The organism is Streptomyces sp. NPDC053079, from assembly GCF_044546695.1.
GTDB lineage: Bacteria > Actinomycetota > Actinomycetes > Streptomycetales > Streptomycetaceae > Streptomyces.
Genome location: NZ_JBITZJ010000010.1, coordinates 1 through 17,281, shown reverse-complemented (window position 1 = coordinate 17,281; position 17,281 = coordinate 1). Strand labels below are relative to the sequence as shown.

General features: G+C 70.5%; 15 protein-coding genes and 1 riboswitch. Of the genes, 3 read left to right on the top strand and 12 right to left on the bottom strand.

The window, feature by feature from the left end; all coding sequences use genetic code 11:
* Positions 1-60 precede the first annotated feature (60 nt).
* On the bottom strand, positions 61-1,563 hold the full coding sequence (locus tag ACIGXW_RS31865) for a glutamate--cysteine ligase (RefSeq protein WP_399576423.1): 1,503 nt from the start codon (positions 1,561-1,563) through the stop codon (positions 61-63).
* A 483-nt stretch (positions 1,564-2,046) separates the two neighbouring features.
* Between ACIGXW_RS31865 and ACIGXW_RS31860 the strand changes: the two genes are divergently transcribed.
* Positions 2,047-2,634 carry a hypothetical protein gene (locus ACIGXW_RS31860; RefSeq protein WP_071964759.1) on the top strand — a complete coding sequence of 196 codons (588 nt, stop codon included), beginning with the start codon at positions 2,047-2,049 and terminating at the stop codon, positions 2,632-2,634.
* 313 nt (positions 2,635-2,947) lie between these two features.
* Positions 2,948-3,154, top strand: coding sequence for a DUF5999 family protein (locus ACIGXW_RS31855; RefSeq protein WP_071964758.1), 207 nt, complete (start codon positions 2,948-2,950; stop codon positions 3,152-3,154).
* A gap of 106 nt (positions 3,155-3,260) precedes the next feature.
* On the opposite strand, the gene gcvP is transcribed toward ACIGXW_RS31855, so the two are convergent.
* Positions 3,261-6,146, bottom strand: a complete 2,886-nt coding sequence (gene gcvP, locus ACIGXW_RS31850) for an aminomethyl-transferring glycine dehydrogenase (protein ID WP_399576422.1) — start codon at positions 6,144-6,146, stop codon at positions 3,261-3,263.
* 187 nt (positions 6,147-6,333) lie between these two features.
* Positions 6,334-6,452: riboswitch (glycine riboswitch) on the bottom strand.
* A 178-nt stretch (positions 6,453-6,630) separates the two neighbouring features.
* Between gcvP and ACIGXW_RS31845 the strand changes: the two genes are divergently transcribed.
* Positions 6,631-6,987, top strand: coding sequence for a PRC-barrel domain-containing protein (locus ACIGXW_RS31845; protein WP_071964757.1), 357 nt, complete (start codon positions 6,631-6,633; stop codon positions 6,985-6,987).
* Here the strand turns inward: ACIGXW_RS31845 and ACIGXW_RS31840 are convergent.
* From ACIGXW_RS31840 to ACIGXW_RS31795, 10 genes are all read right to left on the bottom strand, one after another.
* Entirely contained in the window at positions 6,924-8,333 is a 1,410-nt protein-coding gene (locus ACIGXW_RS31840; protein WP_399576421.1) for a DNA polymerase IV, read from the bottom strand. The genes ACIGXW_RS31845 and ACIGXW_RS31840 overlap by 64 nt on opposite strands.
* A 114-nt stretch (positions 8,334-8,447) precedes the next feature.
* Complete coding sequence (locus ACIGXW_RS31835) at positions 8,448-9,089, bottom strand: MerR family transcriptional regulator (RefSeq protein ID WP_399576420.1); 642 nt, start codon at positions 9,087-9,089, stop codon at positions 8,448-8,450.
* A 201-nt stretch (positions 9,090-9,290) separates the two neighbouring features.
* A complete protein-coding gene (locus tag ACIGXW_RS31830) occupies positions 9,291-9,764 on the bottom strand; it encodes a bifunctional nuclease family protein (RefSeq protein WP_004947186.1) in 474 nt (157 codons plus the stop codon).
* Positions 9,765-9,815: 51 nt separating this feature from the next.
* Positions 9,816-10,595 (bottom strand): MerR family transcriptional regulator, encoded by a 780-nt coding sequence (locus ACIGXW_RS31825; RefSeq protein WP_071964754.1) that lies wholly within the window; start codon positions 10,593-10,595, stop codon positions 9,816-9,818.
* A gap of 44 nt (positions 10,596-10,639) precedes the next feature.
* Positions 10,640-11,488, bottom strand: coding sequence for an FHA domain-containing protein (locus tag ACIGXW_RS31820; protein WP_079274140.1), 849 nt, complete (start codon positions 11,486-11,488; stop codon positions 10,640-10,642).
* A gap of 130 nt (positions 11,489-11,618) precedes the next feature.
* Positions 11,619-12,584 carry a DUF881 domain-containing protein gene (locus tag ACIGXW_RS31815; protein ID WP_399576419.1) on the bottom strand — a complete coding sequence of 322 codons (966 nt, stop codon included), beginning with the start codon at positions 12,582-12,584 and terminating at the stop codon, positions 11,619-11,621.
* A 5-nt stretch (positions 12,585-12,589) separates the two neighbouring features.
* Positions 12,590-12,922, bottom strand: coding sequence for a small basic family protein (locus ACIGXW_RS31810; protein ID WP_071964751.1), 333 nt, complete (start codon positions 12,920-12,922; stop codon positions 12,590-12,592).
* Positions 12,919-13,800 (bottom strand): DUF881 domain-containing protein, encoded by an 882-nt coding sequence (locus tag ACIGXW_RS31805; protein ID WP_071964750.1) that lies wholly within the window; start codon positions 13,798-13,800, stop codon positions 12,919-12,921. Before ACIGXW_RS31805 ends, ACIGXW_RS31810 begins: the two co-directional genes overlap by 4 nt.
* Positions 13,801-13,937: 137 nt before the next feature.
* Complete coding sequence (locus ACIGXW_RS31800; RefSeq protein ID WP_360910473.1) at positions 13,938-16,433, bottom strand: mannose-1-phosphate guanyltransferase; 2,496 nt, start codon at positions 16,431-16,433, stop codon at positions 13,938-13,940.
* Positions 16,434-16,506: 73 nt separating this feature from the next.
* Positions 16,507-17,097: a CDP-alcohol phosphatidyltransferase family protein gene (locus ACIGXW_RS31795; protein ID WP_071964748.1), complete on the bottom strand. Its 591-nt coding sequence runs from the start codon at positions 17,095-17,097 to the stop codon at positions 16,507-16,509.
* Between the last annotated feature and the right edge of the window lie 184 nt (positions 17,098-17,281).

The window sequence follows — 17,281 nt, the reverse complement described above, 5'->3', positions numbered from 1 at the left end:
GACGGTCGTCACAGCTTGCCCGACGGCCGCGCGCCGGTACGGACAGGGGTGCGCCCCGTGTCAGCCGGCGAGGCCGGCGGGCCAGGTGTGCACGGGTTCGCCGGTGCGCATCAGCTCGCAGTAGCGCCGCGTGGTGGCGGCGAGCGCCTGCTCGCGGTCCAGGCCCTTCTCCAGCGCCCGGTGGTAGGTGGCGGCCTGCCAGGAGGCGCCGTTCACCCGGCGGCGGCAGCGTCCTTCGATGACGCCGAGGTAGTGGTCGCGGTCGGCGGGTTCGACGCCCCAGGCGTCGAGGCCGGCGGCGGCCAGCGGCAGCAGCTCCTCCAGGACCAGCCGCACGGCGGGCACCCGCGCGGGGGCGCCGCCCCGGCCCGCCCGCGGCCAGCGCAGGAAGGCCTCGATGCCGTGGCGGCAGGCGACGTCGAAGTTGTCGGCGGCGACGGCGAACGGCATCCGGGTCCACACCGGGCGGGGCTCCTCGGCCAGCGCCCTGATCAGCCCGTAGTAGAAGGCGGTGTTGGCGATGACGTCGGTGACGGTGGGGCCGGCGGGCAGCACCCGGTTCTCCACGCGCAGGTGGGGGACGCCGTCGGCGATGCCGTAGACGGGGCGGTTCCAGCGGTAGACGGTGCCGTTGTGCAAAGTGAGCTCGTGCAGCATCGGCACGCCGCCCGCGTCCAGGACGCCCAGGGGGTCCTCGTCGCTCGAGATGGGCAGCAGGGGCGGGAAGAAGCGCAGGTTCTCCTCGAACAGCTCGTACGCGGAGGTGATCCAGCGCTCCCCGAACCAGGTGCGCGGCCGCACGCCCTGGACCTGCAGCTCGGGCGGGCGGGTGTCGGTGGACTGGACGAACAGCGGCGGCCGGGACTCGCGCCACAGCTCCCGGCCGAAGAGAAAGGGCGAGTTGGCGCCGACGGCTATCTGGGCCGCCGCGACGGCCTGCGCGGCGTTCCACACCGCGGCGAACCGTCCGGGGGTCACCTGCAGGTGCAGCTGCACGGACGTACAGGCGGCCTCGGGGGCGATGGACCTGGCGGTGCAGGTGAGGTGCTCGACGCCGGAGATGTCGATGGTGAACTCCTCGCCCCGGGCGGCCACCACCTGGTCGTTGAGCAGGTAGTACCGGTCCGCGACGGACAGGCTCGTGGGCACGAGATCGCCGCTGGTGAGTGTCGGAAGAATTCCGATCATGACGATTCCGGAATCGACTTCCATGGCCTTGCGGTCGGCGTACGACAGCCCTGTGCGCAACTCCTCGGCAAGCTGGTCGAGAACCCTTCCCGAGAGCCGGTGAGGGACGATGTTCACTTCCAGGTTGAACTGTCCCAGCTCGGTCTGGAAATCATGGCTCGCGATGCGTTCCAGCACCTCGGCATTCACCATGCTCGGCATGCCGTCGGGGCCCGCGAGATTCAGCTCGATCTCCAGCCCCATAAGATTCCGGGGGCGGTCGAACCGCTTCTCCGCCAGGAGCCTCGCCAGCCCTTCCAGACACTGCCGGAGCTTGTCCCGGTGGTGCTGTCGGTCGGCGAGGTCGAACCCCATGGCCACGACCTTCTCACCCATTCAAGCGTCCCTTCTCAAGCGGGTCGCCCCCGGCGCCGACCTCCGTGTCACGGTCGATGATGCCCAGGGGACGCGATCGATAACGCCTCACGGCGGCCGCATACCCGGTAGGCTCTCACCGAGCGCACTCCGGCACATTCCGTCGGCATAAAGTGGCCACCGGGGCGCGGCGCAATGCGCTGGTGATAAACACCGATCGGATCCGGCCTACCGTATACGGAGAAAAGGCCGAGGTCATCGGCGCGGGCCCGTCACAAAAACACCGAAATCCCCCCTCGAACGGGTCCCGATTCGCCCTTGCCGGAAATACCGGCGACAGCTAGGCGAAACATCATGTGAACATGTGTCGTATAAACTCCGGAATGAGGCAGAGAGTAGGCGCCCTGGAGTCGGTCCCGGCCCCCCTCTGACCCCGCACGCCGACAGCGTCGTCCGCACCTGCCCAGCTCCACCGTGTCTCCGAAGCGAGAGGCGACCCACACCATGCCGCTGCATGTCCCCCCTGCCCCCGCGCCTGCCCTCCGCAGCGTTCGCACGGCCCTCGGTTCCCCCACCGCGGTCCGCGAGGCGCGCACTCCGTCGCTGACGTCCGCCCAGACGCCGCTCAGCCCCGAACTCCCGCTGCCCGTGCACGTCCTGGAGCGGGTCACCCCGCGCGGCACGGCACCCCGCACCCGGCTCACCGGCTGGCGCTTCCTCATCAAGGGAGGTGACCGCGCGGTGGCCGCGGGAGAGGCGATGCTCACCCCCGACGGCTGGGCCTTCTCGCACTTCTTCGAAGGCCCCTACCTCGCGTCCACCGAGCGTGCGCTGCGCCAGGCGGAGGCGCTGCCGACGCCGTACCAGCCGCGGCTGCTGTCGGTGCCGGAGCTGTACATGCTCACGCTCTGGCTGCATGCCGACATCGCGGCCGACGCCTCGTCAGAGCTCTTCGCCCCGGGCGACCTTCTGGTGCCGCTCGCCCCCGCGCCGCCCGGCATCGCCGCGCACCGCCCGCACCGGGTCTCCGATCTGCTGCCCATGCTCACCCTCCGGCTGACCCCCGGACCCGCGCTCAAGGCGACCGCCTGAGCGTGCCGTACGATCACGCGCCCCGCACCCCCTCAGACCAGGGAGAGGCGGGGCGCACCGCTGTCCCCACCCTCACCCTCACGGGCTAGCCCACCGGGGTCAGCCCTAACCACCCAAAGGGACTGCCGAGTTGGAGGCAACCGCCCGCATGGGTGACGCGTCATCACCCTGTGAGGAGCGTCACTGTGAAATCCCTGCGGAATCAGGCCCGTAGGGCAACACTGGGACCGACCGACGATTGATTACGGGGGGCGGCATGACCACCGCATCGAGCCGCAGGACAGCCACCACATCAGAGCGAAAGATCCCTTCCATGTGCCAGCACCAGCCCACGTGCCCGTCAGCCGACTCCGCCGACCGGGAGGCCGCCCATCTCGTGGCCGCCTACCCGGAGCAGGGATGGAGCCTGTTGTGCAATGGCGTCCTCTGCTTCGAGGACACCGGTGAGCTGCTGCCGGACGGGCAGATCATCGCGCCGCACCGGTCGCTCGGCACCGATCATGTGGTGACGGCCGCCTAGCGCGGCATCTACCCTGCACCACCTCATATGACACACAGAAAAACATGAAGGGGCCGGCCCGGCGAGAACGCCGAACCGGCCCCGACCCGTGTACGGGCCTCCCGCGTCAGCCGTCGTACTCGTCCAGCGGCGGGCAGGAGCAGACGAGGTTGCGGTCGCCGTAGGCGCCGTCGACGCGGCGCACCGGCGGCCAGTACTTGTCGGCGGGCGTCACCCCGGCCGGGAAGACGGCGTCCTCGCGGCTGTACGGGTGCTCCCAGGCCCCGGCCACCGAGGCGGCGGTGTGCGGGGCGTTCCGCAGCGGGTTGTCATCCTTGTCCCACTCCCCCGAGCCGACCTTCTCGATCTCGGCGCGGATGGCGATCATCGCCTCACAGAAACGATCCAGCTCGGCGAGGTCCTCACTCTCCGTCGGCTCGATCATCAGCGTTCCGGCCACCGGGAAGGACATGGTCGGCGCGTGGAAGCCGTAGTCGATGAGCCGCTTGGCGACGTCGTCGACGCTCACCCCGGTCGCCTTGGTCAGCGGCCGCAGGTCCACGATGCACTCGTGCGCGACCAGCCCGTTGGGGCCGGTGTAGAGCACGGGGTAGTGCGGCTCGAGGCGCTTGGCGATGTAGTTGGCGCCGAGGACGGCGACCTGGGTGGCGCGCTTGAGGCCCTCGCCGCCCATGAGCCGGACGTACGCCCAGGAGATCGGCAGGATGCCGGCGGAGCCCCAGGGGGCGGCCGAGATCGGACCGACGCCCGTCTCCGGGCCCGCGGTGGGCTGCAGCGGGTGGTTGGGCAGGTACGGGGCGAGGTGGGCGCGGACGGCCACCGGGCCGACGCCGGGGCCGCCGCCGCCGTGCGGGATGCAGAAGGTCTTGTGCAGGTTCAGGTGCGAGACGTCGCCGCCGAACTCGCCCGGCTTGGCCACGCCCACCAGGGCGTTGAGGTTGGCGCCGTCGACGTAGACCTGGCCGCCGGCCTCGTGCACGGCCGCGCAGATGTCGGCGACGTGCTCCTCGAAGACGCCGTGCGTGGACGGGTAGGTGATCATCAGCACGGAGAGCTCGTCACGGTGCTTCTCGATCTTGGCGCGCAGGTCCTCGGCGTCGACCTCGCCGTCGTCGGCGGTCTTGACGACGACGACCTTCATGCCGGCCATCACGGCGCTCGCGGCGTTGGTGCCGTGGGCGGAGGACGGGATGAGGCAGACGGTGCGCTGCTCGTCGCCGTTGGCGCGGTGGTAGGCGCGGACGGCCAGCAGGCCCGCGAGCTCGCCCTGCGAGCCGGCGTTGGGCTGGATGGAGACCTTGGCGTAGCCGGTGACCTCGGCGAGCCTCTCCTCCAGCTCGGTGATGAGCGTGAGGTAGCCCCCGGCCTGCTCGACCGGCGCGAAGGGGTGCAGCGCACCGAACTCGGGCCAGGTCACCGGCTCCATCTCGGTGGTGGCGTTGAGCTTCATGGTGCAGGAGCCGAGCGGGATCATGCCGCGGTCCAGGGCGTAGTCCCGGTCGGCGAGGCGGCGCAGGTAGCGCAGCATCGCGGTCTCGGAGCGGTGCTGGTGGAAGACCGGGTGCGCGAGGTACTCGTCGGTGCGCAGCAGGCCCTCGGGGAGCGTGTCCGCCACCGCGGCGTCGATCGCCTCGACGTCGCCCTCCACACCGAAGGCGGCCCACACGGACGCCAGCTGGGCGCGGGTGGTGGTCTCGTCGCAGGCGATGCCGACGTGGTCGGCGTCGGTCAGCCGCAGGTTGACGCCGAGCTCGCGGGCCGCGGCGACGACCTCGGCGGCCCGGCCGGGGACGCGTGCGGTGAGGGTGTCGAAGTAGGAGCCGTGCACGACCTCGACCCCGCCGGCGCGCAGGCCCTCGGCGAGGACGGTGGCGTAGCGGTGGGTGCGGCGGGCGATGGCGGCGAGGCCCTCGGGGCCGTGGTAGACCGCGTACATGCCGGCCATGACGGCGAGCAGCACCTGGGCGGTGCAGATGTTGCTCGTGGCCTTCTCGCGGCGGATGTGCTGCTCGCGGGTCTGCAGGGCCAGGCGGTAGGCCTTGTTGCCGTCGGCGTCGACGGAGACGCCGACGAGGCGGCCGGGGAGGCTGCGGGCGAACTGCTCGCGCACGGCCATGTAGCCGGCGTGCGGACCGCCGAAGCCCATGGGGACGCCGAAGCGCTGGCTGGTGCCGATCGCGATGTCGGCGCCGAGCTCGCCGGGCGGGGTGAGCAGCGTCAGGGCCAGCAGGTCGGCGGCGACGGTGACGATCGCGCCGAGGCCGTGGGCCTGCTCGATGACGGGGCGCAGGTCGCGTACGGCGCCGGAGGCACCGGGGTACTGCAGCAGGACGCCGAAGACGCCGCGCTCGGCGAGCTCGTCGGGGATGCCGGCCGCGAGGTCGGCGACGACGACCTCGACGCCGGTGGGCTCGGCGCGCGTCTGTATGACGGCGATGGTCTGCGGCAGGGCGTCGGCGTCGACCAGGAAGACGCCGTTCTTGACCTTGCCGACGCGGCGGGCCAGCGACATCGCCTCGGCGGCGGCGGTGCCCTCGTCGAGGAGGGAGGCGCCGGAGGTGGGCAGGCCGGTCAGGTCGGCGACGACGGTCTGGAAGTTCAGGAGCGCCTCGAGGCGGCCCTGGGAGATCTCGGGCTGGTAGGGCGTGTACGCCGTGTACCAGGCGGGGTTCTCCATGACGTTGCGCAGGATCACCGGCGGCGTGAACGTGCCGTGGTAGCCGAGGCCGATCATGGGGGCGAGCACCTGGTTGCGGTCCGCGAGGGTGCGCAGTTCGGCGAGGACCTCGGCCTCGGTGCGGGCGCCGGGCAGCCGGAGCGCCTCGGCGCTCTTGATCACCTCGGGCACGGCGGCCTCGGTGAGTTCGTCGAGCGAGCCGAAGCCGACCTGGGCGAGCATCTTGGCCTGGGCACCCGCGTCGGGGCCGATGTGGCGGGCCTCGAAGGGAGTGCCGCGTTCCAGGTCGGAAAGGGAGCTGCGGTGGGCTGTCATCTGCGGAGGCCTCCTGGTCATACACGACCTGCGAGGGGTACCACGGCGCGGGTACCCGGACGGCCTCCCCCTCTGTCATCTCAACCTGAGAGCTTCACCGGGCCATGCTGCGGCCCGGCTTTCACCGTCGGTGAGGAAGGGCTCGGCGTCGTGCCTGACCGGGGCCCGCCCTGCTTTCCAGAGTGACCTCGCCTGTGCGGTACGTGTGCCTGAGAGATTCCGGGGAGGATTTGCTCCTTCGGCGCCCCCACTCGTCTCCCAACGCATCGGCTGGGTTTCGACGGAGGACTCTCCCGCACGGGGTCTGCGGCCAATCGCCAGCCTACCAGCGCGGCTTTCCGGGCGGATCTCCCGAGTGGCCGGTTCCCGCTTTGTGGCTTTTCGTGGTTACCGAAGGGCTCCGAAGTGCTCTGCGGGGCGTCCGGGGGGCCCGCGAGCGGGTGTCCGGGGGCCGGCGCAGGCAGGCGCGATCAAGGGAGGAACCGTGCAGACCGACATCGACCCCCGCAGTCTGATCGGCCGGAAGGCCTTCGACCGCGACGGCGTGAAGATCGGCACGGTGGACGAGGTCTACCTCGACGACGCGACCGGGCAACCGGAGTGGGCGGCGGTACGCACCGGACTGTTCGGCAGGGACGCGTTCGTACCGCTGGAGCCGAGCCGTGTCGAGGGCGACGTCCTGCGCATCCCCTACGACCGCGCCCTGATCAGGGAGGCACCGGGCTTCGGAGTGGGCCGGCACCTCTCGCCCGAGCAGGAGCTGCAGCTGTACCACCACTACGGGCTCGAACTGCCCGGCACCTCCGGCACCCCGGGCACCTCCGAGACCTCCGGCACCTGATCCTGCGGGGCGCGGACGAGCGGCAGCGGCTCGGACGGTTCGAGCGCGGGGTCGTCGACGCGGAAGGTGCGTACCCGCCCGGGCCCGGACCAGGGCTCCTCGAAGCGGACGGTGACCCGCCCCACGCCGCTGCCCTGCACCCAGCCGTTCCCGTACTCCGCGTGCCGCACGTCCAGCCCCGGGAGCCACTGGTGGGGCCTCTCCGGGGCCTCCGGGGCCTGCTGGGGCTCGGGGCCGTCCTGCAAGGCGGCCCCGGCGGCCTCCTCCGCGCGGCTCGCGGCCTGCGCGAAGAGGTCCTCCTGCGTGTAGTCGGCCAGCCCGGACACCCCGACGCCCAGCAGCCGCACGCCCGCGGTGGTGTCCACGCCGTCGAGCAGCCGGGCCGCCGCCTCCCGCACCACCGCGGGGTCGTCGGTGGGACCGCGCAGCGTCTCCGAGCGGGTCAGCGTCGAGAAGTCGTAGCTGCGCACCTTGATGACCACCGTGCGCCCGGAGCGGCCCGCCTCCCGCAGCCGCCGCACGCACCGGTCGGCGAGGCGGGCGAGCTCCAGCTGGACCCGGGTGCGGTCGGTGAGGTCCTCGGCGAAGGTGTCCTCCGCCGAGACGGACTTGGCGTCCCGCTCGGCGACGACGGGCCGGTCGTCGTGGCCGGTGGCCAGCGCGTGGAGGCCGGCGCCGTGGGACTTGCCGAGCAGCCGCACCAGCTCGGCCTCGCCCGCCTCCGCCGTCTCGGCCACGGTGGTGATCCCGGCCCGGCGCAACGTTTCGGCAGTGGCGGGACCCACCCCGGGAATGGCGCGGACCGACATGGGCCCGAGTATCTCCAGCTCCGTACCGGGCTCGATGACGACCAGGCCGTCGGGCTTGGCCTCCTCGGAGGCGATCTTGGCGAGCATCTTGGAGCCGGCGAGCCCGACCGAGCCGGTGAGCCCCGTGGCCGCCGCGATGTCCTCCCGCAGCCGCTCCCCCACGGCCCGGACCGCCGCCGAGGTGGGCTCCACGCCACCCGCCTCGAGGTCGACGAACGCCTCGTCGAGGCTCAGGGGCTCCACCAGCGGCGACAGCTCGCCGAGCAGCCGCATGACCACCTGGCTGACCTGCTGGTACAGCCGGAAGCGCGGGGTGAGGTAGGCGGCGTTCGGGCAGAGCCGGCGGGCCTGGGCCGTGGCCATGGCGGAGTGGACGCCGAAGACCCGCGCCTCGTACGACGCGGTGGCCACCACGCCGCGCGGCCCGATCCCGCCGACCACCACGGGCTTTCCGCGCAGGCTGGGCTTGGCCGCCTGCTCCACCGAAGCGTAGAAAGCGTCCATGTCCAGATGGAGAATCGTCGGCGCACCCCTCACGGGTCAGATGCTGCCGCATGCCACTGACAATGGCGCCCACCTGCGACGGAGCGCCCCTCGCGGCGCCGCGTCGCGGCGGCGCGAGGGGCGCCCGGTCCCTGCTGTCCGGCCGGCTCAGCCGGCGCGGTTGCGGCGCCGCGCCAGCTCGTCGGCCGGGTTGTGGCCCACCAGCGTCTCCCCGGTGTCCACCCGCTCGCCGTGCAGCTGCGCCAGCGCGCTCTCCACGTCACGCCAGACGACGCCCACGGCGATCCCGAAGACCCCCTGACCGCCCTGGAGCAGGTCGACGACCTCGTCGGGCGAGGTGCACTCGTACACCGTCGCCCCGTCGCTCATCAATGTCATCTGCGCCAGATCCGCCATGCCGCGCGTGCGCAGGTGCTGCACCGCGGTGCGGATGTTCTGCAGGGAGACCCCGGTGTCCAGCAGCCGCTTCACGATCTTCAGGACGACGACGTCCCGGAAGCTGTAGAGCCGCTGGCTGCCCGAGCCGTATGCGGGCCGCACGCTGGGCTCCACGAGAGCGGTGCGCGCCCAGTAGTCCAGCTGCCGGTAGGTGATCCCCGCCGCCGCGCATGCCGTCGGCCCCCGGTATCCGATGTCGTCCGAGCTCCTGGAGCTGTCGGAGTCCTCGGAATCGCTCCCCCGCGGAGTGGTGACCGCCGCCGTAGCGGAATAGCGGGGCACTGGTTCGACCGTTCCCCCATGCAGCGGATACGGACCGCCAACCGCCGTACCGTCGCCCGTGCTTCTCACGCCGACCTCCGTCCTTGACCTGCCTTCTCGACGGTAGGCAGTCGCTCGGGGTGCGTCAACGATCGCCACACTCGGCACGCCGAGTGATAATCACCCTGAGAGTGGTTTTACGTGTCCAGGTAGCGGGAAAGGCTACTCGAATGCGCCGCGCGGCAGCCCCGACGCGGCCGTCGCACACCGCCCCGGCCGCCGCGACACGCCTCACTGGCTGTTGGTGCCGAAGTCCTCCGGCGAGATCTGGTCGAGGAACTCGCGGAACTTCTCGACCTCGTCCTCCTGCTCGTCCGGGATGGCGATGCCCGCGTCGTCCAGCACCCCGTCGCTGCCGTAGATCGGCGTGCCGGTGCGCAGCGCGAGCGCTATGGCGTCGGACGGCCTCGCACTGACCTCCACCCCGCTGGCGAAGACGAGCTCCGCGTAGAACACGCCCTCGCGCAGGTCCGTGATGCGGACCTCCGCGAGCTGCTGTCCCACCGCTTCCAGCACGTCCTTGAACAGGTCATGGGTCAGCGGGCGGGCCGGTGCCATCCCCTGCTGGGCGAAGGCGATGGCCGTCGCCTCCCCGGGTCCGATCCAGATCGGGAGGTAACGGTCGCCTCCCACTTCACGCAGGAGCACGATCGGCTGGTTGGAGGGCATTTCCACCCGGACACCCACGACATCGAGCTCGTTCACACAGCAACCCTAGGACGTGCCCGGCAGGTTTGGGTAGTCGGGCACTTTCCGTCACTGTCCGCGCGGGTGCAGTGCTGTCCGCACCAGGGCGGCGTGCAGCCGTACGGACAGGGCGGCCAGCTCCTTGGCGGTGGCCTCGGCGTGTGCCCTGGTCTGGGGGTTGCGGTGCCTGCGAAGAGGTGCGATCACCTGTTCGATAAGCCCGGCCTCGCGGTCGGCCGCGGCCTTCACGGCCCGCAGATGGCGCGGCTCCAGGCCGAAACCGCCCAGGTCCGCGACGAGCCTCGCGATCGTCACGGAATCGACATCGAATCCGCCGTCCGGGTGGGCACAGAGCAGCCCGTAGGACTCCCACTCCGCCAGCTCGTCCTCGGTCACGCCCGCGGTGGCCAGCAGCTCCGCTCTGCCGATACGGGCGGCTGTGCGGCCCTCCGGGGCTCCCGCGCCGCCGCCGGCACCCTCCGGGCCCTCGGGGGCGTCCAGGAGGTCCAGCGCGTCACGTGGCTGCGCCGGAGCGGGCAGCTGGACCCGCTCGCCCCGGGCCAGGGCGTCCAGCTGCTCCCGGATGACCTTGAGCGGGAGATAGTGGTCGCGCTGCATCCGCAGCACGTGGCCGAGCCGCTCCACGTCGTCCGTGCTGAACTTGCGATAGCCGGACGGTGTGCGCTTCGGCTCGACCAGGCCCTCCGCCTCCAGGAAACGGATCTTGGAGATGGTGACCTCGGGGAACTCCTCGCGCAGCAGGTTGAGCACCGTTCCGATGCTCACCAGCCGGCCTTCCGCACCGGCGGCACCGGAGGGTCCGGTACCGCCCGACGGTGTTCGAAGCATGGCCCTTCCCTGGGGGTACCTCCCGGACGGAGTCCGGGGGAGGGTCAGATGCCCCGCTGGCTGCCGAAGAAGACCAGACGGTACTTGCCGATCTGCACCTCGTCGCCGTTGGACAGGGCGACCGAGTCGATGGGCTCCCGGTTGACGTACGTGCCGTTGAGGCTGCCGACGTCGGTGACGGTGAAGCCGCCGTCGCGCTCCCTGCGGAACTCCACGTGACGGCGCGAGACCGTCACGTCGTCGAGGAAGATGTCGCTCTGCGGGTGCCGGCCCGCGGTGGTGACGTCGGCGTCCAGCAGGAAGCGGCTGCCGGAGTTGGGACCGCGGCGGACCACCAGCAGGGCCGAGCCCAGCGGCAGGGCGTCGACCGCCGCCTGCGCCTCGGGCGACAGGGCGGGGATCTGCGTCTGGCCGGTCGTCTCCGAGTCGTACGCCTCGAGACCGGAGATGGAGATGGTCGAGGTCGTCTCGGACGCGCGCTCGGCCACGGCTCCCGGCCGCAGCGGCGCACCGCAGTTGGAACAGAACCGACTGGCCTCTGCGTTCCGGTGGCCACACCTCGTACAGACCGGCAAGGCAAACCCTCCACCCGCACTTGAGGTTGCTGGTGCCCCGAAACCTATGCGCCCCGCCTGGGCAGGGTCAACAGAGGACGCGCCCTGACTGCCCGGAATGTCGCCTCCCGGCGTCCCCGCGACGTCCATCTGGTCGCGGAACAGCGGACGGCCCTCCTGGCCCCCCTCGCCGCCGTCCACCGGACGCGACGCCCGGTGCCGGGCGGTGCCGCCCTCCTGGCGTGCGCTCTTGCCGAACAACTTCGCAAACAACTTCACGGGCGATTCCCCTTGACCGAAACAGACCCGCCCGTGGGGCAGGACAAACCCTTGCTGCACACACCGTCCGACCTGGACATCCTTACAACGTCCGCAGTCAACAGACAGTTTCCATCACGCACCACCAACTTGGTGCGGCGACCCCCCGCAACCTCCCGCCCTCCCCACGGGCACCGACCGCGCGCCGGTCTCACTGCGATGACGACCGAGCGTAGTCAGGCCGCTTCGCCGGGCGCAAGGCATCCACGATGATCTTCTCAGACCGGGAGACGGAGACGGCGGCCTGCTCCTTCTCCAGAGTCTGCACCACACCACCGGGGATGTTCAGCGCCGGCTCCAGGTCCTGGGGCTTGCCGATGACCTTGAACTTATAGGGCTGGGAGACCTTTTTGCCATCGATCTCCACCTTTCCGGCAGACCCGGAAAAATAAGTGTCGGCAACGACCCGCACATCGTTGATCTGGATCGCCTCCGCACCCGCCGCCCGCAGCTCCTGGATGGTGTCGAGCAGCTTGTCCGCCTCGACCGCACCCTTGGTGTCGCTCACCGTGAGCTCGATGCCCGGCCCCTGTGCCGCCACCGTGCCCGCGAGCACCCCGAGCTGCTCTTCCTTCTGCTCCGTCTGCTTACGGGCCTCCGCGGCCTGGTTGGAACTGCTCTCCAGCTCCGAGCGCTGGTTGTCCAGCCGCCGCTTCTCGTCCTCGAGCCGCTTGGTCCGGTTGTCCAGCTCGTCCAGGATCCGTACGAGGTCCTCCTGCCGGGCCCCGCGCAGCGCGCTGTTGTCGCTCGTCGAGCGCACCTGGATGGCCAGCCCGAGACCGAGCACGCACAGCAGCACCGCCACGGTGAGCTGCGCCCGCGTCAGCCTGGGGGGCCACAGTCCGTTCACCAGCCGTTGACGTCCCGTCAACGGGACGGCCGCGGGAGCGTCTTCCGATTGGGGCACGGAACCGGCTTCCGGGCCCGGCCCGGCACCCTCCTCGGCCTGCGGCCCCGGCTCCGGCTCGCCGGCGCCGCCGTTACCGGCCGGCGGCTCCTCCCCCGACGGCTTCGGCTTCGGTTTCGGCTCCTGCGCGCCCTCCGAGGGCTTCGGCTCCTTCGGCCCCTCGGGGCCGTGCGGCTCTCCGGACTTCTCCGGGGTGTCGTCTGTGCTCATCGGTCTCACGCCCGGAAGATGTGCCGCCGGATGGCGGCCGCATTGGAGAAGATACGGATACCCAGGACGACCACCACGCCCGTGGACAACTGCGCCCCGACACCGAGCTTGTCGCCCAGGAAGACGATCAGCGCGGCGACGACCACGTTGGACAGGAACGACACGACGAAGACCTTGTCGTCGAAGATGCCGTCCAGCATGGCGCGCAGGCCGCCGAACACCGCGTCCAGCGCCGCCACGACGGCGATGGGGAGGTAGGGCTCGACCGCCGTCGGCACCACGGGGCGGACGACCAGTCCGACCACGACTCCCACGATGAGGCCCAATACGGCGATCACGATCTGCCCTTTCCTGGCTTTGCGGTACGTACGATCAGACTCGGGGCGGCCGGCAGCCGGACCTCGTCCTGGGCGGAAATGCTGGCGCGGACCCCGTAGTTCTGCTGCAGCACATGCAGATACTGGCCGTCGGCACTGTCCTGGAAAGCGGTGCTCAACCGCTGACCGTTCCCGATCGCCAGCACCGTGTACGGCGGCACCAGCGGCTTGTTGTCGACCAGTATGGCGTCACCCGCGGCCCTGATCGCCGACAGTGCGGTCAGCCGCTGTCCGTTGACCGAGATCGCCTCGGCACCGGACTGCCACAGGCCGTTGACGATGCGCTGCATGTCACGGTCGCGCACACGCCCCGTATCGGAGAAGCCACTGCTCTCCCGGGGCCCACCGCCACCCGATTTGGCCTGTTTGGCATCGTCGACGACCACTTTGACCCCGGGCCCCTGCACCGGTGTCGCACCCGCGAGCAGGGACACCAACTCGGCCTTGTCCCCACCGTGTTTCTGCAGCACGTCACGCTGCTTCGTACCGACCGCGGCCCGCAGGGTGTCGACGTTCTTCTGCAACGTGTCGGCAGCCTCGGTCTCCGCACCGATCCGCTGGATCAGCTGCTCGCGCTCCTTGGCCAGCGTCGGTGCCGATATGCGCGCCTGCGCCGCTCCCAGGGTCACCACCACGGCCGACAGCATGAGCGCGGCGGCGAGTCCCAACTTGGCGCGCACTGTGCTCGGGAGGCCCTTGCCGCCCTCACCGCGACGGGCCGCCGCCTCCGCGTAGCCGTCGTCGAGGCTGTGATCCATCACATTGGTCAGCAGCGACATCGAGGCATCGGGGCGCGGCGGCGGCGATGAGGTGCTCCGAACGGGGGGCTGCTGCGACATGCCGCACATCGTCGCACGTCGGGGGCGCCGTCTCCCAATGGCCCCACCGGCGCGCCGGATCCGGGACAGATCCGGAACATTCCGGGAGCAGGGAGACGACGCCCCTCACGCGCCGGTCGCGTCCGGCCCCGCGGAGGTCAGCGTCCGGCGCCGTCCACGACCGAGGACCACTCGTCCAGCAGCGCCTGCGCGGAGGCGTCGTCAGGGCCCTCCGCCCACAGGTGCGTCACCGCTTCGGCGGGGTCGGGCAGCACCATCACCCAGCGCCCGTCGGCCTCGACCACCCGCACACCGTCGGTCGTGTCGACCGACCGGTCCCCCGCCGCCTCCACGACGTGCCGCATGACCAGGCCCTTGACGGCCCACGGCGTCGCCAGGTCGCGGCGCAGGACGTGCGCCCGGGGGATGCGTGCGTCTATCTGGCTCAGCGTGAGCTGCGTACGCGCCACCAGCCCGATGAGACGCACGAACGCCGCCGTGCCGTCGAAGACGCTGCTGGACTCCGGAACGATGAAGCCGCCGCGCCCGTCCCCGCCGAAGATGGTCGACTCGGCCCGCCCGACCCTCGTGAGGTCGTCGGGCGACGTCGTCGTCCACTCCACCTGCGTGCCGTGGTACGCGGCCACCTGCTCGGCGATGCGGGTCGTCGTCACCGGCAGTGCCACCCGACCGCTGCGCCGCTCGGCGGCGACCAGGTCGAGCAGCACCAGCAGCGCACGGTCGTCCTCCACGATCCGCCCGCGCTCGTCCACGAGGGAGATCCGCTCGCCCACCGGGTCGAACCGCACGCCGAAGGCCGCCCGCGCCGAGGCGACGATCTCGCCCAGCCGCACCAGCCCGGAACGCCGGGTGTCGGGGGTCTCGGTCGGGCGCGCCTCGTCGAGGCCGGGGTTGATGGTGAGCGCGTCGACGCCGAGCCGGCCGAGGAGGCTGGGCAGAACGAGCCCCGCGCTGCCGTTGGAGGCGTCGACGACCACCTTGAGGCCGGCCTCCGCGACGCCGGTGGTGTCCACGGACCTCAGTAGCGAGCCGGTGTAGGAGTCGTAGACGCTGGAGGGGAAGGACAGATCGCCGATCTCCCCGGGGAAGGCTCGCCGGTACTCCTGGCGGGCGTAGACCCGGTCGAGCTTGCGCTGCCCGGCCTGGGAGAGGTCGGCCCCGCGCTCGTCGAGGAACATGATGTCCACCGAGTCCGGCACGCCCGGGGACGTACGGATCATGATGCCGCCGGCGCTGCCCCGCGCGGTCTGCTGACGCGCCACGGGCAGCGGTACGTTCTCCAGGTCCCGCACGTCGATGGCGCTGGCCTGCAGCGCGGAGATCACCGCGCGCTTGAGCGCACGAGCGCCCCGGGAATGGTCACGGGCCGTGGTGACGGTCGCGCCCTTCTTGAGCGTGGTGGCGTACGCGCCGGCGAGCCGCACCGCGAGCTCGGGGGTGATCTCCACGTTCAGGATGCCGGAGACGCCTCGGGCTCCGAAGAGATGGGCCTGGCCCCGGGACTCCCAGATGACCGAGGTGTTGACGAACGCGCCCGCCTCGATGGTCTTGAAGGGATAGACCCGGACGTTGCCCTGAATAATCGATTCCTCACCGACGAGGCACTCATCGCCGATGACGGCACCGTCCTCGATCCGGGCGGCGCGCATGATGTCGGTGTTCTTGCCGATGACACAGCCGCGCAGATTGCTCTGCTGGCCCACGTAGACGTTGTCGTGGACGACGGCCCTGTGCAGGAAGGCACCGCTCTTGACGACGACGTTCGAGCCGACGACCGTGTGCTCGCGGATCTCGGCGCCGGCTTCGACCTTCGCGTAGTCGCCGATGTAGAGCGGGCCGCGCAGGACCGCGTCGGAGTGCACCTCGGCGCCCTCGGCCACCCAGACGCCCGGCGAGATCTCGAAGCCGTCGAGATCGACGTCGACCTTCCCCTCGAGCACGTCGGCCTGGGCCTTGACGTAGCTCTCGTGGGTGCCGACGTCCTCCCAGTAGCCTTCGGCGATATACCCGAAGACGGGCTTGCCCTCCTTCATCAGCTGCGGGAAGACATCGCCCGACCAGTCGACCGGCTCGTCGGCCTTGACGTAGTCGAAGACCTCGGGCTCCATGACGTAGATGCCCGTATTGACGGTGTCGGAGAAAACCTGGCCCCAGGTGGGCTTCTCGAGGAAGCGCTCGACCCTGCCCTGCTCGTCGACGATGGTGATGCCGAATTCCAGCGGGTTGGGGACCCGGGTCAGGCAGACGGTGACGAGGGCGCCCTTCTCCTTGTGGAAACGGATCAGGTCGGTCAGGTCGAAATCGGTGAGGGCGTCGCCGGAGATGACCAGGAAGGCATCGTCCTTGAGCGCCTCTTCCGCGTTCTTGACGCTGCCCGCCGTACCGAGTGGCTTTTCCTCGTTGGCATAGGTGAGCTCCATGCCGAGTTCCTCGCCGTCACCGAAGTAGTTCTTCACGAGGGAGGCGAGGAACTGTACGGTCACCACGGTCTCGGTGAGCCCGTGCCGTTTGAGCAGGCGCAGCACATGCTCCATGATCGGCCGGTTGGCGACCGGTAGAAGCGGCTTGGGCATGCTCGAGGTCATGGGGCGAAGGCGAGTGCCTTCGCCGCCGGCCATCACGACGGCCTTCATGTCGGAAGCGTCCTCCTTGAGAGACGACGGTCATGCCGACTTCACGCCCGGTAAGGCTCGGGACAACGCGAGATCAGTCGGCCGTGGCGTCCGCCCTGACCAGTCGGCGGACCTGGACCACGTAGAGGATCCCTGCCCACCAATAGAGGGTTGTACCCCACCCGGCGAACGCCCATCCGAAAATCGCGGCGAGCGAGGACAACCAGCCCTCGCCGTCACTGAGAAGCAGCAACGGGAACGCGTACATCAGGTTGAAGGTCGCTGCCTTGCCGAGGAAGTTCACCTGCGGCGGCGGATATCCGTGGCGCCTCAGAATCCACACCATGACCAGGAGCATCGCCTCTCGGGCGAGGAGGGCCAGGGTCAGCCACAGCGGCAGGATCTCACGCCAGGTCAGGCCGAAGAGCGTGGAGAGGATGTAGAGCCGGTCGGCGGCCGGGTCGAGCAGCCGGCCGAGGCTGCTGATCTGATTCCAGCGTCGGGCGAGCTTTCCGTCGAGGTAGTCGCTGACGCCGCTGAGCGCCAGCACGACGAGCGCCCAGCCGTCGTGCTTCTGGAGAATCAGCCACAGGAAGAGGGGTACGCCGACCAGGCGCGCCATGCTGAGGATGTTCGGGATGGTGAGGACGCGGTCGGTCTGAACGCGCGTCTCCTGGACCTCCACCCGGGGGCCTCCTGTGGGGATATGTACCAACGATGTCCCATGACCTTACCCTCCGGGGACTTGGGACCGTGCGGAGGGGCAAGGAAACCGGCCGGAAATGCAAGAAAGCCCTGGCAGAGACCTTTCGGTCCCCACCAGGGCTTTCTGAATAATTGTTCGGCGGCGTCCTACTCTCCCACAGGGT

What these genes read in the sequence shown, in the direction of transcription:
- ACIGXW_RS31865 (WP_399576423.1), bottom strand. Translation starts at nt 1,563, where the DNA reads ATGGGTGAGAAGGTCGTGGCCATGGGGTTCGACCTCGCCGACCGACAG.
- ACIGXW_RS31860 (WP_071964759.1), top strand. Translation starts at nt 2,047, where the DNA reads ATGCCGCTGCATGTCCCCCCTGCCCCCGCGCCTGCCCTCCGCAGCGTT.
- ACIGXW_RS31855 (WP_071964758.1), top strand. Translation starts at nt 2,948, where the DNA reads ATGTGCCAGCACCAGCCCACGTGCCCGTCAGCCGACTCCGCCGACCGG.
- gcvP (WP_399576422.1), bottom strand. Translation starts at nt 6,146, where the DNA reads ATGACAGCCCACCGCAGCTCCCTTTCCGACCTGGAACGCGGCACTCCC.
- ACIGXW_RS31825 (WP_071964754.1), bottom strand. Translation starts at nt 10,595, where the DNA reads ATGCTTCGAACACCGTCGGGCGGTACCGGACCCTCCGGTGCCGCCGGT.
- ACIGXW_RS31815 (WP_399576419.1), bottom strand. Translation starts at nt 12,584, where the DNA reads ATGAGCACAGACGACACCCCGGAGAAGTCCGGAGAGCCGCACGGCCCC.
- ACIGXW_RS31805 (WP_071964750.1), bottom strand. Translation starts at nt 13,800, where the DNA reads ATGTCGCAGCAGCCCCCCGTTCGGAGCACCTCATCGCCGCCGCCGCGC.
- ACIGXW_RS31800 (WP_360910473.1), bottom strand. Translation starts at nt 16,433, where the DNA reads ATGAAGGCCGTCGTGATGGCCGGCGGCGAAGGCACTCGCCTTCGCCCC.